Source organism: Billgrantia ethanolica, from assembly GCF_021404305.1.
GTDB lineage: Bacteria > Pseudomonadota > Gammaproteobacteria > Pseudomonadales > Halomonadaceae > Halomonas > Halomonas ethanolica.
The window spans coordinates 1807027-1821936 of the sequence record NZ_JABFTX010000001.1; the positions used below are offsets into that span (position 1 = coordinate 1807027).

A 14910-nucleotide genomic window follows, 5' to 3' on the forward strand; every position below is an offset into this window, starting at 1 on the left:
GCGCCCCTCTGCCGGGGCGCCTTTTTACTACGCTTGACCCAATCACGCCAGGTCGAAACGATCCGCGTTCATCACCTTGTTCCAGGCGGCGACGAAGTCGCTGACGAACTTCTCCTTGGCGTCGTCCTGGGCGTAGACCTCGGCGATGGCGCGCAGCTGCGAGTTGGAGCCGAATACCAGGTCGACTCGGGTACCGGTCCACTTCACTTCACCGCTCTTGCGGTCGCGGCCCTCGAACACGTCGGCATCCACCGAGGCGGGCTGCCACTGGGTGCCCATGTCGACCAGATTGACGAAGAAGTCATTGGTCAACGTCCCGGGGCGCTCGGTGAACACGCCGTGGCGCGAGTTACCGTAGTTGGCCTCGAGCACCCGCAGGCCGCCCACCAGTACGCTCATCTCCGGTGCGCTGAGTCCCAGCAGTTGGGCCTTGTCAATCAGCATCTCCTCGTCTGAGACGGTGAAGCGAGCGCGGCGGTAGTTACGGAAGCCGTCGGCCTCGGGGCGCAGCCACGCGAAGGAGTCGGCATCGGTCTGCTCGGCGCTGGCGTCGGTGCGGCCCGGCGTGAACGGCACCTCGATGTCATGGCCGGCACCCCTGGCCGCCTTCTCGATCGCGGCGGCACCACCCAGCACGATCAGATCGGCAAGCGATACCTTCTTGTTGCCTGATTGGGTGGCGTTGAAGTCGTTCTGAATGCTCTCCAGTGTCTTCACCACCTTGGCCAGCTGCTCCGGCTGATTGGCTTCCCAATCCTTCTGCGGCGCCAGGCGAATGCGCGCCCCGTTGGCTCCGCCGCGCATGTCGGAGCCGCGGTAGGTGGAAGCCGACGACCAGGCGGTGTAGACCAGCTCGGCAACGCTCAGACCCGAACCGAGGATCTTGCGCTTGAGGCTGGCGACGTCCTGGGCATCGACCAGCTCGTGGTCCACGGCGGGCACCGGATCCTGCCAGATCAGCTCTTCGGCAGGCACTTCCGGGCCGAGGTAGCGCGCCTTCGGCCCCATGTCGCGATGGGTCAGCTTGAACCAGGCGCGGGCGAAGGCATCGGCGAACTCCTCCGGGTTGTTGTGGAAGTGCTCGGAGATCTTGCGGTATTCAGGATCCTCGCGCATGGCCATGTCGGCGGTGGACATCATGATGCCCACACGCTTAGTGGCATCCTCGGCATCCGGCGCGTGGTCCTTGTCGGCAAGCCCCTTCGGAGCCCACTGCTTGGCGCCCGCCGGGCTCGTGGTCAGCTCCCACTCGTAGCCGAACAGCACGTCGAAGTAACTCATGTCCCACTTCGTCGGCGTCGGCGTCCAGGCGCCTTCCAGACCGCTGGTGATGGTGTCGCGGCCCTTGCCACTCTTGTAGCCGCTCTTCCAGCCAAAGCCCATCTCCTCCATGGGCGCGGCCTCCGGCTCGGGGCCAACGTTGACCGGGTCGCCGGCGCCATGGGCCTTGCCGAAGGTGTGGCCGCCGGCGGTCAGGGCCACCGTCTCATAGTCGTTCATCGCCATGCGGGCGAAGGTTTCGCGGATATCCTTGGCCGAGGCCAGCGGATCGGGGTTGCCGTCCGGCCCTTCCGGGTTGACGTAGATCAGGCCCATCTGCACCGCGGCCAGCGGGTTCTCCAGGTCACGTTCACCTGAGTAACGGCTCTTGGCGTGTTCGCTGGTGGCCAGCCATTCGTCCTCGGCGCCCCAGTAAATATCCTCTTCCGGCTGGTAGACGTCCTCACGCCCGCCAGCGAAGCCGAAGGTCTTGAAGCCCATGGACTCCAGCGCGACGTTGCCCGCCAGGATGTACAGGTCGGCCCAGGAGAGCTTGTTGCCGTACTTGCGCTTGATCGGCCACAGCAGGCGCCGCGCCTTGTCCAGGTTGCCGTTGTCGGGCCAACTGTTGAGCGGCGCGAAGCGCTGGGTGCCGGTACCGGCGCCACCGCGGCCGTCGCCCACCCGGTAGCTACCGGCACTATGCCAGGCCATGCGGATGAACAGCGGACCGTAATGGCCGTAGTCCGCCGGCCACCACTCCTGGGAGTCGGTCATCAGCGCTTCGAGGTCTTGCTTTACGGCGGCAAGATCGAGGGACTTGAATGCCTCGGCGTAGTCGAATGCCTCGCCCAGCGGATTGGACTTCGGCGCATGCTGGTGAAGAATGTTCAGGTTGAGCTGGTTGGGCCACCAGTCCTGGTTGGAGTTGCCGGTATCGCCCTTCTTGGTGCGCGCCCCGTGCATGACGGGACACTTGCCTGCGCTGCTGTCGACTTTCTGGTCCATGACGCTCTCCCTACGGTGACGTGTTGTCGTGCAATGTGGCTGTCTCGTAAGAATAGGTATATCAGCGGAACCGAAAGAGAGAGACTTGTTTTTTCACAACGCGGCAATAGACAATTTCAATAACACTGCAAAATGCAATTGAACAAGACTTTCGTCATGCCGATCCTGAGATGACCATCCGCTGCGATGGATGCAGGCGTGATAGGCTTCAGGCAATGCCCCGAAGGAGAGAATCATGACCGCCGCCGAGATGCTCGAACGCCTGGTAGGCTTTGCCACCGTTTCCCGCGATTCCAACCTGGACTTGATTGCCTTCGTCGAGGGCTACCTCGACGAGCACGGTGTCGAGCATTGGCGGGTGGAAAGCGACGACGGCAGGAAGGCCAACCTGCTGGCGCGCATCGGGCCTGATGTAGAGGGCGGCGTGGTGCTCTCGGGGCATACCGACGTGGTGCCGGTCGACGGCCAACCCTGGTCCACCGATCCGTTCACTCTGATCGACAAGGGCGACGGCAAGCTCTATGGACGCGGCACCTGCGACATGAAGGGCTTCATTGCCTGCGCCCTGGCCGAGCTGCCCGAGTGGCTGAAGCGCGGCCTGGACAAGCCGATCTACCTGGCGCTTTCCTACGACGAGGAAGTGGGCTGCATCGGCGCGCCGCGCATGATCGAGCGGCTGATGGCCGACCACCCGCGCCCTGCGGCGGTGATCGTCGGCGAGCCGACCCTGATGCAACCGGTGGTGGCTCACAAGGGCGCCACCAACCTGCGCACCACCGTGACCGGTCGCGCCTCGCACTCCAGCCAGATCGACCAGGGCGTGTCGGCGATCCACGTGGCCGCACGGCTGGTGACGAAGATCGAAGATGTCATGGCCGAACTGCGCGCCGAGGAACGCGTCGACGAGGCCTTCAACGTCGCCCACTCCAGCCTGCACGTGGGCAAGATCGCCGGTGGCACCGCGATCAACATCATGGCGCGGGAGTGCACCTTCGAGTGGGAGATTCGCCACCTGCCCAGCGACCGCTTCGAGGAGCTGTTCGAGCGGGTGAATGCCTATGCCGCCGAACTCGAGGACGAGATGCAGCGCCGTGCCCCCGAGGCGAGCATCGTCACCGAGGCGCTCAATCTCACGGTGCCGGCGCTGGCCGATGACAACAATGCCGAGGTGCTCGACCTGTGCCGCGAGCTGCTCGGCGAGCAGCCCAGCGGCGCGGTGGCTTACGCCACCGAAGCCGGGCAGTTCCAGCGCGTGGGGCTGCCCACGGTGATCTGCGGCCCCGGCAGCATTCGCCAGGCGCACCAGCCCGACGAGTACATCGAGATCGAACAGCTCGCGGCAGGCACTCGCTTTATGCAGGCACTGGGGCGGCGGCTAGGCCAGTAGCGCCAGAGCCACCGCCTATGCTCATTCGCCCAGGCGGTCGTGGCCGTTATTCAGGAAGGGATAGTCGGTGTAGCCCTTTTCGGCACCGCCGTAGAAGGTACTCGAATCGGGCTCATTGAGCTTGGCACCCACACGCAGCCGCTCGGGCAGGTCGGGGTTGGCGAGGAAGGGGCGGCCGAAGGCCACGGCGTCGGCAGTACCGTCTTCCAGGCGCCGGCGTGCACGCTCGCCATCGTAGTTGCCGCAGTAGATCAACGCACCGCGGAAGCGCTGACGCATCCCCTGACGGAAGCCCTCGGGGAAGGTAATACTGCCACCGGCCCAGTTGGGCTCGTTGAGGTGGACGTAGGCCAGACCACGCTTGGAGAACTGCTCAGCCAGGTAGTAGGCCATCTCCTCTGGCTCATCGTCGGTAAGGCCGAACAACTCGATGAACGGGGTGAGGCGAACGCCGACGCGTGCAGGGCCGAACACTTCGGCAACCGCATCGATCACCTCCAGCGGGAAACGCGCTCGGTTTTCGAGGGAACCACCGTACTGATCGGTACGCCGATTGGTACCGGTCGCCAGGAACTGGTTCAGCAGGTAGGCGTTGGCAGCATGCACTTCGACCATGTCGAACCCGGCGCGCTTGGCACGCACGGCGGCCTGGCGGTAGTCCTCGACGATGCCGGGGATCTCGTCGGTCTCCAGCGCCCGCGGCGTGCTGGTGGGGTGGGGGCCTGCGCTGCCGTCCTCGAACTCGACGAAGCACTCGGCGCCTTCTCCCTTTAGGGCGCTGGGCGCCACGGGCGGCTGGCCGTCCGGCTGCACCATTTCGTGGGACACACGCCCCACATGCCACAGCTGCAGCGCGATGCGTCCACCCTTAGCATGCACGGCCTCGACCACGCCCTTCCAGCCGGCCTCCTGCTCGTCGGTCCAGATGCCCGGCGTATAGACGTAGCCGCGAGCGGTGGGGGAAATATTGGTGGCCTCGCTGATGATCAGCCCCGAACCGGCACGCTGGCCGTAGTAGATCTGCTGCAACTTACCGGGCACGCTGTCCGGGGTGCGCGAACGGGTCAGCGGAGCCATGATCACGCGATTGGGGAGATTCAGGCCACCCAGCTGAAGCGGGGTGAATAGCGTGGTTTGCGACATTTGCCGACTCCTTTGGCGAACGAAATTGACCTTCCCTGCCTTTATGAGGACGCTAACGATCTTCTCCAACCCCGCTGACACAAATTGCAACAAAGCGCCGACCACTCGCACGCGAAGTTATCGCAGCCGGTGAGGGACTACCCCTTGAAGCCGGGCTCGGCAAGCCCCGCCACGCCGGTTCTCATCTGCAGCAGGCTGCCGGCATGCGGCCAGCGCGCCTTGCCCTCGGCGTCCAGATGCTGGGTCGCGGTGGTGATGTAGAGCGTGCGCAGATCGGCCCCGCCGAAGGCCACCATGGTCGGGTGCGGGCACGGCACCGGGTGCTCCGCCACCAGCTCGCCCTCGGGCGAAAAACGCACGATGCGCCCGCCGTCGTAGAGCGCGCTCCAGTAGCAGCCCTCGCTGTCCACCGCTGCGCCGTCGGGCACGCCGGGCAGGCCCAGCCTTTCCAGGTCGACCCAGGTCTCGCCCTCGCCCAAGGTGCCGCTTTCGACGTCGAAGGGGTAGCGCAGGATGCGCCGGCTCAGCGAGTCGGTGTGGTAGAGCCAGCGCCGGTCGGGGCTGAAGGCCAGGCCGTTGGAGATACCCAGGCCCGTCAGCCGCGGCGTCAGCTCACCCTCGTCGAGACAGTAGAGCGCCGCGCTGGGGCTCGATTCGTCGGCATCGATGGTGCCCACCCACAGGCGCCCGGCGGCGTCGCAGCGACCGTCGTTGAAGCGGTTGCCCTGCCCTTCCTGGCCCCACTCCGGATTGTCGGCCAGCCGCTCGGGCTCGCCGTTTTCGGGCAGGCGCAGGATGCCCGAGGCCGCAGCGGCCACCAGCCCTGTCTCGGCGAGCGCCACGCAGCCCACCTTCTCGCCCAGCTCGGTACGCGTCGGCGCCCCATCCTGCTGCGGGCGCCAGGCATAGACGTGGCCGTTGTTGATATCGGCCCAATACAGCGTCTGGCGCTCAACCGACCACACCGGGCTCTCGCCCAGGCTCATGTCGAGCTTCACCGCCACTTCGATCACACCGTCTTGCATCGCTCGTCTCCGTTCGCGTTCAGGGACGCAACCTTGCCATCATGGCAGCCACGCAATTGGCCTCGGCCTGCCGCTTCAGAGCAGGCCGGGGATGGTCGAATACCGAAAGCGACAGTGCAGCTCGTGGCTCTCTCCGCTTGCCAGCACCACCAACCCATGGCCAGACGGATCGTCGTAGTGGTGGGCATCAACGCAATGAGAGACCGGCTCGAAGCAGAAGAAGTCCGCTTGCGCATCGGGTGAGAAGACCAGATAGCGCGAGGCACTGCTTGTCACCGACAACGCCACGCCACGCCGGGGCCAACACAGCGTGGCCTGGCCGCTCCAGCCGGTGAACAGGTTGTCGATCTTGCGTTCGGGAAGCGCATTTCCGTGCGCGAAATCCCACGCTTCGCCGGGCGAGATGCGACGCCAGGTGGTGGGCAATTGCTGGGCATCGACCTCCCAGACCCCTTCTGCTGCTGCCTCGAGGCACACATCGGCTGTGCGCGGAAACCAAGGATGCAGCCCGACGCCGTAAGGCGCCGGTGTATCACCCAGGTGGGTCACGGCCAGCGTCACCGCAAGCCCATCGTCCACCAGCCGATACGTCAGCTCTGCCCGGTAATCGAAAGGGGGTTGCTGCCAGGAGCGCAGGCTCAAGCGCAGCTCCGATTCATGCTGCGCCTCTATCTGCCAAGCCCGCTGCCAGCCGTCGCCATGAATCGGCAACGGCTCGCCAGGCAGATTGGCCGCAAGCGGGTAGTGCCGGCCACGCCACTCGAAGCCCTCCTCGGCGATACGATTCGACCACGGCACCAACGGATACATGGCGAGCCGATTGGGATCACTCTCGCCCGCACCACCGGGACGCATCAACGCCACAGGCCCCGCCGGCGTCAGGGCATCGAAGCGCACTACACTGGCGCCGACAGCGGGCGCCACCACCACACGTAGCCGGCCATTATCGAGGGTCAGCGTCTCATGCATTCACCCACACGCCCCCTGACGCGGAAGACTCCAGCGCACGCGTGATGAATCTCAGGCCATCGACACCATCGCTCACCCCCGGCGTGCCCAGGGTCAAGGCGTCTGCCGAACGGCCGGCCTGGCGGGCCCGGATCTGCTCGGCAAAATCACCATACAGCTGGGCGAAGGCCTCGAGATAACCCTCCGGATGCCCCGGCGGTATGCGCGCCGCGGCCAGGGCCGCTTCCCCCAAGCCAGGACCGTTGCGCGTCAGAATGCGTGACGGCTCGCCCAGCGGCGAATGCAGCAGCCGATTGGGCTCCTCCTGACTCCACTCGAGGCCGCCACGGCTACCGTAGACCCGCAGCCGCAGGCCGTTCTCGTTGCCCGGCGATACCTGGCTCGACCACAGCATGCCCCGCGCACCGCCCTTGAAGCGCAGCATCATGTGCACGTTGTCGTCGAGGGCACGACCCTCGACGAAGGTGTGCAGGTCCGCCGCCAGCGACTCCAGCTCGAGCCCGGTGACGAAGCGTGCCAGGTGATAGGCATGGGTGCCGATGTCGCCCAGACAGCCGGCAGGTCCGCTGCGCTGTGGGTCGGTGCGCCACTCAGCCTGCTTGACGCCGCTCTCCTCCAGGCGGGTGGAGAGCCAATCCTGGGGGTATTCGACCTGCACCACCCTGAGTTCGCCCAGCTCACCGGCGGCGACCATGTCGCGGGCCTGGCGCACCAGGGGATGGCCGGAGTAGTTGTGGGTCAAGCCGAAAAACAGCCCGCTGTGCTCGACCAATTCAGCCAGTGACTGGGCATCCTCCAGGTTGGTGGTCATCGGCTTGTCGCAGATCACATGGATGCCAGCCTCGAGAAAGGTACGCGCCACGTCGAAGTGCAAATGGTTGGGGGTGACGATGGCGACCACGTCGATACCGTCCTGGCGCAGGCGCTCGGCCTCGGCCATGGTGCGGTAGTCGGGATAGGCACGCTCTTCGGCCACATGCAGCTCGGTGGCAGCCGCGCGACTACGCTCGGGGTCGGAGGCGAAAGCGCCGGCAACCAGCTCATAGTGGTCGTCGAGCCTGGCGGCAATACGGTGCACGCCGCCGATGAAAGCGCCCTGCCCGCCGCCGACCATGCCCAGGCGCAGCCGGCGAGGAGTGTCGTGTTGTTGGCTCATGTCGTTTTCCCTCAGTCGAGACCCAGCAGGCGACGGTTGGCCGCCTCATCGGCACCGCCATCGGCGAAGTCGTCGAAGGCACGCTCGGTGACTTCGATGATATGGTCGCGAATGAAGGCTGCACCTTCCCGCGCCCCAGCCTCGGGATGCTTGAGGCAGCACTCCCACTCGAGCACTGCCCAGCCGTGATAGTCGTTGGCCGCCATCCAGGAAAAGATGTGCTTGAAGTCCACCTGGCCGTCGCCCAGCGAGCGAAAACGGCCGGCGCGCTCGACCCAGCTCTGGTAGCCGGAGTAGACACCCTGCCTCGGGCTGGGGGTGAATTCGGCGTCTTTCACATGGAACATCTGGATGTGCTCGCGGTAGACGTCCAGGAACCCGCGGTAATCGAGCTGCTGCAGAACGAAGTGGCTGGGATCATAGAGAATATGACAGCGTGGATGATGGCCAACCCGCTCCAGAAACATCTCGAAGGTGATGCCGTCATGCAGATCCTCGCCGGGGTGGATCTCGTAACAGAGATTGACCCCGACTTCGTCGAATGCATCGAGAATGGGCCGCCAACGCCTGGCCAGCTCGTCGAAGGCGGTATCGATCAGGCCGGCCGGACGCTGTGGCCACGGGTAGACATAGGGCCAGGCCAAGGCGCCGGAAAAGGTGCCGTGATCGGTCAGCCCCAGGTTGCGTGAAGCGCGTGCGGCAAAATGCAGCTGCTCCACCGCCCAGGCCTGGCGCGCCCGTGGATTTCCCCTCACTTCAGGCGCGGCAAAACCGTCGAACATCTCGTCATAGGCCGGATGTACGGCAACCAGTTGGCCCTGCAGGTGGGTGGAGAGTTCGGTCAGTGCCAAACCGTGCTCGGCCAGGGTGCCCTTGATCTCGTCGCAGTAGGTCTGGCTCTCGGCGGCACGTTTCAGATCGATCAGACGCGCATCCCAGCTGGGAAGCTGAACTCCCTTGTAGCCCAGGTTCGCCGCCCAGGCGGCGATGCTGTCCAGGCTATTGAAGGGTGCGTCGTCTCCGGCGAACTGAGCAAGGAAGATCGCCGGTCCTTTGATTGTGTTCATGATGGCTCTCCGATGATGATCGACAGGTGAACCGAGCGGGCGCCGAGCGCCCGCTCGGATCGATCAGAACGGTGAATCGGGGAAGTAGTATTGCTCGGCATTCTCCTGAGTGATCAGCGGGGAGCCGAGAATGTACTGACCGACCACCGGACCATTGGAGACGAAATGCTGCACCGTCAGGTCCATGGCGGTGGCGATCATCGCCGGCGGATAGAGCACGTCGACCGGCACGAGCCGATCGCCTTCCATGACTCGCCTGATGATGTCCTTCATTCCAGCGCCGCCGACGATGAAGAGCTCGTCTTCGCGCCCGGCCTGACGTACCGCTTCGATCACCCCGATGGCAATATCGTCGTCCTGGGCCCACACCGCATCGATGCGATCGAAACGCGCCAGGAAATCCTGCATCACTTCGAAGCCGTCGTCACGGTTCCAGTTGGCGTGCTGCATGTCGAGGATGTTGATCTCGGAGCCCTCGATGGCCTCCTGGAAGCCCTGCACGCGCTCGTCGTCGATCACCGTGGGGATCCCGCGCAGCACCACGATGTCGCCCTGGCCATCGAGTTGCTCACGAATGTACTCACCGGAGACACGTCCCAGCTCGTGGTTGTTACCGGCGACGTAGAGATCCTCGATACCCTCCTGCTCGAGGCCGCGGTCGACCACGGTAACGAACACGCCGGCATCCTTGACCCGCCGCACCGGGTCGGTCAGCGGGCCCGATTCGAAGGGCAGCACCACCAGCGCATCGATGTTGCGCTGTGAGACCAGGTCCTCGAGATCGTTGGCCTGGCCACCCGGATCGCTCGCCGTGGTGATGGTGATGGAAATCTCGGGATAGAGCGACTCGAGGCGCTCTTTCGCCTGTTGAGCATGGAAGTTGACCCCGCCGGTCCAGCCATGGGTGGCGGCAGGAATGGAGACGCCGATCGTATACTCCTGAGCGGCGGCGAAAGTGGGCAGTCCCAACGCTGCAGCGGCAGCGAAGGCTGCTAGGGTCCTCTTGGTTGGCATGCTGATGCTCCTTAGCTGTTTGTGCTTGTTATCGTGCTGCTACAAGAGCGCCTCATGGCGCCGACTTCCTCCACGATGCGCGCTGCAGGTACACCGCGACGATGATGATGATTCCCTGCACCGTACCGTTGAGATAGTTGGAGATGGCATCGGTCAGATTGAGAATGTTGCCGATCATGGTCAGCATGATCGCTCCCACTACCGTGCCCCAGATGCGGCCGTGCCCGCCCTTGAGCACGGTGCCGCCGATGATCACCGCCGCGATCGCCTCGAGTTCCCACAGCACCCCGGTGGCGCCAGAGGCAGAGCCCAGCCGCGGCACGTAGATGATGGTCGCCAGCGCCACGCATACGCCCTGCAGCATGTAGGTCATGGTCTTGATGCGATCGACATGGATGGCGCTGTATTCGGCCACCTTCTCGTTGGAACCGATGGCAAAGCAGTAGCGGCCGAAGCGGGTATGGTTGAGCAGAATGTAGCCGGCCACTGCCACCATCAGGAACACCAACACCGGAATCGGAATGCCCATCAGATGGCCGTAGTAGACCGGCCGATAGATGTCACGCACCCCCCAGTCCAACGACAGGGTTCCGCCATCGGCCAGGTAGGTCACCAGCGAGCGATAGATGCCCATGGTGCCGAGGGTGACGATGAAGGCCTCGATCTTGCCTTTGGTGGTCACCATGCCGTTGATGAAACCGGCACATAGACCCAGCAGCAACGAGGCGCCGATGCCCAGCAATATGGTGGTGAGACCCGGGCCGAACTGATCGACCAGGCTGTTCATGAGGATGATCATCACCCCGGCGATGAATGCCGCCATCGAGCCCACCGAGAGGTCCAGCCCACCGGCAGTGATCACGAAGGTGGCGCCGATGGCGATGATCCCGATGAAGGCGCTGCGGGTGAGCATGTTGGAGAGGTTGTCCAGCCCCAGGAAGGCAGGATTGATCAACACGCCCAGCACCGCCAGGGCCATCAAGGCGATGAAAGGCCCCCATGTCTTGAGGTCGACGGAGACCCTGCTCTGCGTGAGCGATTTGTTGTCAGGCACGGCGTTGTTCATCGACTTCCACCCCCTTGATACCGGATGCGTACTGCATGATTTCTTGTTCGTTGATCTGCTCGCCCTCAAGCACGCCTGTCAGTACCCCGGCGCACATCACCGCCACCCGGTGCGATAGGCCGATCAGCTCGGCCATCTCCGAGGAGACCAGAATCACCGAGCGTCCGGCCTCGGTAAGCTCCCGCACGAAGTGATAGATCTGGTGCTTGGTGCCAACATCGATGCCACGGGTCGGCTCGTTGATGACGACGATCTCGGGATCGATGGACATGACCTTGGCCAGCAGCAGCTTCTGCTGATTGCCACCGGAGAGCTCGGCGGCAGTCGCCGCCTGGGTGCGCAAGCGAATGTCGAAGCGCTCGACGGCCTCCTTGAAGGCCTGCTCCTCGCGGCGACGGTCGATCAGCGGGCGGCAGTAGGCGCGCAGGTTGAGTAGGGTGAGATTGGGGCGCAGCCCCATGTTGAGCACCAGGCCCTTGCCCTTGCGGTCTTCGGTGAGATAGGCGATGCGCTGGCGCACCGCATCGCGCAGGTGGCGCAGTGCCACCGGTTGGCCGTTGCGCAACACCTCACCGCCACTGCGGGCACGCAGTCCCAGCACCGCTTCGATCAGTGCCGTGCGCCCGGCCCCCACCACTCCACCGAAGCCCAGCACCTCACCGCGGCGCAGGGTGAAGCTCGCCTGTTTCACGGCACCGGGGACGACGATGTCGCGGGCCTCCAGCACCACCTCCGCGTCGCTCGCCAGCGCGGTACGCTCGGGGTACATGTCGCTGATCTCGCGACCCACCATCAGCCGTGCCAACTCCTCCTTGCTGCGCCCGGCCATCGGTGCACTGTCGATCAGCCGGCCGTCGCGCAGCACCGTGACCCTGTCAGCGATCCGCTCGATCTCGCGCAGCTTGTGAGAGATGTAGAGGATCGCCACGCCGCGCTCGCGCAGCCTTGCGATCAGGGCGAACAGCACCTCAACTTCATGCTCGGTGAGGGCCGCCGTGGGCTCGTCCATGATCAGCACGCGCACGTCGCGCGTGATCGCCTTGGCGATTTCCACCATCTGCTGATCGGACGTGCTGAGGTTCTTGACCCTGGTACGCGGGTCGACCCGGGTTTCGAGCTCGGCCAGCGCCGCACGGCAGCGCTCGCGCATGGCCCGATGGTCGAGGAAGGGGCCGCGTCGAATCTCGCGACCCAGAAAGACGTTCTCCTCCACGGTCAGCTGCTCGGCCAAGGCCAGCTCCTGGTGAATCATCACCACGCCATCGGCTTCGGCATCGCCGCTGCTGCGGTAGCGGCGCAGTTCGCCCTCGAGGCGGATCTCACCTTCGCTGGGACTCAGATAGCCCGCAAGAATGCGCACCAGCGTCGACTTGCCTGCGCCATTCTCACCCAGCAGCGCATGGACCTCGCCCGGCACCAGCTCGAGATCGATGTCGAACAGCACCTGGTTCTGGCCAAACGAGCGGCAGATCCGGCGAGCCGACAGCAGCGGATGATTCCGTGTGTGCATCAGCCCCACCCCGCATCGACGGTGAACTCATGGCCGGTCAGCTGGGCACCGTCGTCCGCCGCCAGGAAAAGGACCATGGGGGCCACATGATCGGGCAACAGGCGAACCTTGAGGCACTGATGCTCACGGATGCGCGCCTCGTCATCGGGACCGATCCACTTGTCGAGCTGACGCTGGGTCATGATGCATCCCGGGACCACGGTGTTGACGCGGATATTGCGCTCGCCCAGGTCCCGCGCCAGGCTGCGCGTCAGCCCATGCACCGCCGCCTTGGCCGTGACGTAGGCCGCCAGCCGGGGAATGGCCGTCTTGACGCTGATGGAGCCGAAGTTGATGATCGCCCCGCCGCCGGCTTCGATCATCTGATGTGCCGCCGCCTGGGCGGCAAAGAACATCGGACGCAGATTGAGCGCCATACGGTCGTCCCAATAGGCCACGTCGATATCCTGCCAATCATGGCGATCGTCATTGGCGGCGTTGTTGACCAGGGTATGAATGGGGCCCAATTCGCGGCCCACGGTGGCAATCGTTGCCTGCAGCGCCGCCACGTCACGGATATCGCAGCGGTGGTAATGCGGAGCTCGGCCGGTCGTTGCCTGCAGCTCCTCCACCAGCGCATGGCTGGCGGCATCGTCGATATCGACGAAGGCGACTCTGGCCCCCTGGCGGTGAAAGGCCCGGGTCATCGCAGCGCCGATGCCGCTGCCGCCACCAGTAATGAAGACCACCTGCTGCTCGAGGCTTGGGTATCGTGCCGCGCGGTTGCTCATGCTCGCCCCACTTAGTATTTTGTTTTTACTAACTTGAGAATGGTCACCGTTCCAAGAGCCAACAATACGACTTTGGTCTAACTATTCATTTTTTCAATTTCAATCAGCGAATTATAAGTTAAACACAACGCAAGAAACGCTTGCCTGGAAAGGGAGACGAAAAACCATTAGTTTAATATCAATACTAATTCGTGGCATTCGTGCCTCCCCCGGGAGCCCTCGCGTGCCTCACCATTGAGTGGCATCATCGATGCGCGAAGCGTCACACTCGGCTTTCCTTTATCTGCGGCGCTAGAGATACGCCGACTGCGGGACCCAACTCCATGCCAACCAGCAACCAACACAAGGCGGGCGATCTCCACTTTCTCAAGCGGCTCAATCGCAGCGCCATTCTCGAGCTGGTACGCCGTAGCCCCGGCCTTACCCGTGCCGACATCGCTACCGAAGCGCAGTTGACCAAGGCCACCGTGGGCGTCTGCATTCAATCGCTACTGGAGCAAGGCTGGCTACGCGAAGGGGAGCTACAAAAAAGCAGCGGCGGTCGCCCAGGTCGCGCCCTGCATCTCAACGAAGAGCGTCATGTTCTATTCGGCGCCGAGGTAGGTGTACATGGCCTGCGCCTGGTGGCCTGTACGTTGGCAGGCCACGTACTTGCCTCGCACCACGAGCACCTTGTCCCTACCACCCCCGAGGTCACTGCCGAACTGCTTGGAGAGCTGCTACGTCGACTGATGAGCGAAGTCAGGGTCAAGGACCGTCTTTGCCTGGGGCTCGGCGTCGCACTACCCGGCCCCATCGCCCCCGACAAGCCCGTGCTGCGCCTGGCACCCAACCTGGGTTGGCGGGACATACGCTTCCTCGAACTGCTGCGCCCCCATCTCCCACAGCTCGAGGGTGTCTGGCTGATGGACAACGAGGCCAAAGCGGCGGCCTTCGGTGAGCACTACTTCCGCACCGGACACGTTCCCGAGTCGCTGATCTATGTCAGCGCCGGCACGGGGATCGGCAGCGGCATGGTCGTGGGCAGCCATCCACCCCTGCTAACCCGCGGCGTGCAGGGGCTGGCCGGCGAGATCGGCCACACCATCCTGCAACCCGGTGGGCTCTACTGCCATTGCGGCAACCGTGGCTGCGCCGAAACCCTGGTCAGCGGCTGGACGATTCGCGCTGCGCTGAGCATCGCCGAGGAAGAGGACCTCATCGCCACCCTGCTGCCTCGCCTGGAAGAACCCGAGGTCCAGGTCGCCCTGCGCAGGGCCGGTGAGGCACTGGGGGTGCTGCTCCTTAACCTGCACCATACACAGAACCCCGCCGAGATCGTGCTCGGCGGCTCTCTGACCCAACTGGGCGACCCTCTACTCGCTCCCGCCCTCGACTTCTTCAAGTCCAATCAGAGCCGTTTGCTCGGCACCACCCAACAGGTGCCGCTGCGGGTCATCCAGGACTCCACCTTCATCGCTGCCCGTGGCGCTGCCGCTCAGGTGCTTGCCAGCCTCATACATGGCTCCAACGACCTGATCTGATTCTGCCTTCGC

Annotated in this window: 12 protein-coding genes; 2 read left to right on the plus strand and 10 right to left on the minus strand. The window is 64.4% G+C overall.

Annotation, left to right across the window (positions count from 1 at the left end):
• Positions 1–42: 42 nt before the first annotated feature.
• The gene (katG, locus tag HOP53_RS08280; protein ID WP_267955223.1) at positions 43–2268 is read right to left on the minus strand and encodes a catalase/peroxidase HPI; all 2226 of its coding nucleotides are present in this window, start codon (positions 2266–2268) and stop codon (positions 43–45) included.
• A gap of 235 nt (positions 2269–2503) precedes the next feature.
• Here katG and argE point away from each other — a divergent pair, with 235 nt between their 5' ends.
• Positions 2504–3655: an acetylornithine deacetylase gene (gene argE / locus HOP53_RS08285; protein WP_234269574.1), complete on the plus strand. Its 1152-nt coding sequence runs from the start codon at positions 2504–2506 to the stop codon at positions 3653–3655.
• A 21-nt stretch (positions 3656–3676) separates the two neighbouring features.
• On the opposite strand, the gene HOP53_RS08290 is transcribed toward argE, so the two are convergent.
• From HOP53_RS08290 to HOP53_RS08330, 9 genes are all read right to left on the minus strand, one after another.
• The gene (locus HOP53_RS08290) at positions 3677–4798 is read right to left on the minus strand and encodes an alkene reductase (protein WP_234269575.1); all 1122 of its coding nucleotides are present in this window, start codon (positions 4796–4798) and stop codon (positions 3677–3679) included.
• Between the two features lie 137 nt (positions 4799–4935).
• Positions 4936–5823 (minus strand): SMP-30/gluconolactonase/LRE family protein, encoded by an 888-nt coding sequence (locus tag HOP53_RS08295; protein ID WP_234269576.1) that lies wholly within the window; start codon positions 5821–5823, stop codon positions 4936–4938.
• 75 nt (positions 5824–5898) lie between these two features.
• Positions 5899–6792 carry an aldose 1-epimerase gene (locus HOP53_RS08300; RefSeq protein WP_234269577.1) on the minus strand — a complete coding sequence of 298 codons (894 nt, stop codon included), beginning with the start codon at positions 6790–6792 and terminating at the stop codon, positions 5899–5901.
• Positions 6785–7948: a Gfo/Idh/MocA family protein gene (locus tag HOP53_RS08305; protein ID WP_234269578.1), complete on the minus strand. Its 1164-nt coding sequence runs from the start codon at positions 7946–7948 to the stop codon at positions 6785–6787. Before HOP53_RS08305 ends, HOP53_RS08300 begins: the two co-directional genes overlap by 8 nt.
• Positions 7949–7959: 11 nt before the next feature.
• Entirely contained in the window at positions 7960–9015 is a 1056-nt protein-coding gene (locus tag HOP53_RS08310) for a sugar phosphate isomerase/epimerase family protein (RefSeq protein ID WP_234269579.1), read from the minus strand.
• A gap of 63 nt (positions 9016–9078) precedes the next feature.
• Positions 9079–10029 (minus strand): ABC transporter substrate-binding protein, encoded by a 951-nt coding sequence (locus HOP53_RS08315; RefSeq protein WP_103970294.1) that lies wholly within the window; start codon positions 10027–10029, stop codon positions 9079–9081.
• Between the two features lie 52 nt (positions 10030–10081).
• The gene (locus tag HOP53_RS08320; RefSeq protein ID WP_234269580.1) at positions 10082–11095 is read right to left on the minus strand and encodes an ABC transporter permease; all 1014 of its coding nucleotides are present in this window, start codon (positions 11093–11095) and stop codon (positions 10082–10084) included.
• The gene (locus HOP53_RS08325) at positions 11076–12605 is read right to left on the minus strand and encodes a sugar ABC transporter ATP-binding protein (protein ID WP_234269581.1); all 1530 of its coding nucleotides are present in this window, start codon (positions 12603–12605) and stop codon (positions 11076–11078) included. Before HOP53_RS08325 ends, HOP53_RS08320 begins: the two co-directional genes overlap by 20 nt.
• Complete coding sequence (locus HOP53_RS08330; RefSeq protein WP_234269582.1) at positions 12605–13375, minus strand: SDR family NAD(P)-dependent oxidoreductase; 771 nt, start codon at positions 13373–13375, stop codon at positions 12605–12607. The genes HOP53_RS08325 and HOP53_RS08330 overlap by 1 nt, the downstream gene beginning before the upstream one ends.
• Positions 13376–13698: 323 nt before the next feature.
• On the opposite strand from HOP53_RS08330, the gene HOP53_RS08335 reads away from it, so the two are divergent.
• Positions 13699–14898 carry an ROK family transcriptional regulator gene (locus tag HOP53_RS08335; RefSeq protein WP_234269583.1) on the plus strand — a complete coding sequence of 400 codons (1200 nt, stop codon included), beginning with the start codon at positions 13699–13701 and terminating at the stop codon, positions 14896–14898.
• The last annotated feature ends 12 nt before the right edge of the window (positions 14899–14910 follow it).

Coding starts and splice junctions, on each gene's coding strand:
- katG (WP_267955223.1), bottom strand. CDS start 2,268: ATGGACCAGAAAGTCGACAGCAGCGCAGGCAAGTGTCCCGTCATGCAC.
- argE (WP_234269574.1), top strand. CDS start 2,504: ATGACCGCCGCCGAGATGCTCGAACGCCTGGTAGGCTTTGCCACCGTT.
- HOP53_RS08290 (WP_234269575.1), bottom strand. CDS start 4,798: ATGTCGCAAACCACGCTATTCACCCCGCTTCAGCTGGGTGGCCTGAAT.
- HOP53_RS08295 (WP_234269576.1), bottom strand. CDS start 5,823: ATGCAAGACGGTGTGATCGAAGTGGCGGTGAAGCTCGACATGAGCCTG.
- HOP53_RS08300 (WP_234269577.1), bottom strand. CDS start 6,792: ATGCATGAGACGCTGACCCTCGATAATGGCCGGCTACGTGTGGTGGTG.
- HOP53_RS08305 (WP_234269578.1), bottom strand. CDS start 7,948: ATGAGCCAACAACACGACACTCCTCGCCGGCTGCGCCTGGGCATGGTC.
- HOP53_RS08310 (WP_234269579.1), bottom strand. CDS start 9,015: ATGAACACAATCAAAGGACCGGCGATCTTCCTTGCTCAGTTCGCCGGA.
- HOP53_RS08315 (WP_103970294.1), bottom strand. CDS start 10,029: ATGCCAACCAAGAGGACCCTAGCAGCCTTCGCTGCCGCTGCAGCGTTG.
- HOP53_RS08320 (WP_234269580.1), bottom strand. CDS start 11,095: ATGAACAACGCCGTGCCTGACAACAAATCGCTCACGCAGAGCAGGGTC.
- HOP53_RS08325 (WP_234269581.1), bottom strand. CDS start 12,605: ATGCACACACGGAATCATCCGCTGCTGTCGGCTCGCCGGATCTGCCGC.
- HOP53_RS08330 (WP_234269582.1), bottom strand. CDS start 13,375: ATGAGCAACCGCGCGGCACGATACCCAAGCCTCGAGCAGCAGGTGGTC.
- HOP53_RS08335 (WP_234269583.1), top strand. CDS start 13,699: ATGCCAACCAGCAACCAACACAAGGCGGGCGATCTCCACTTTCTCAAG.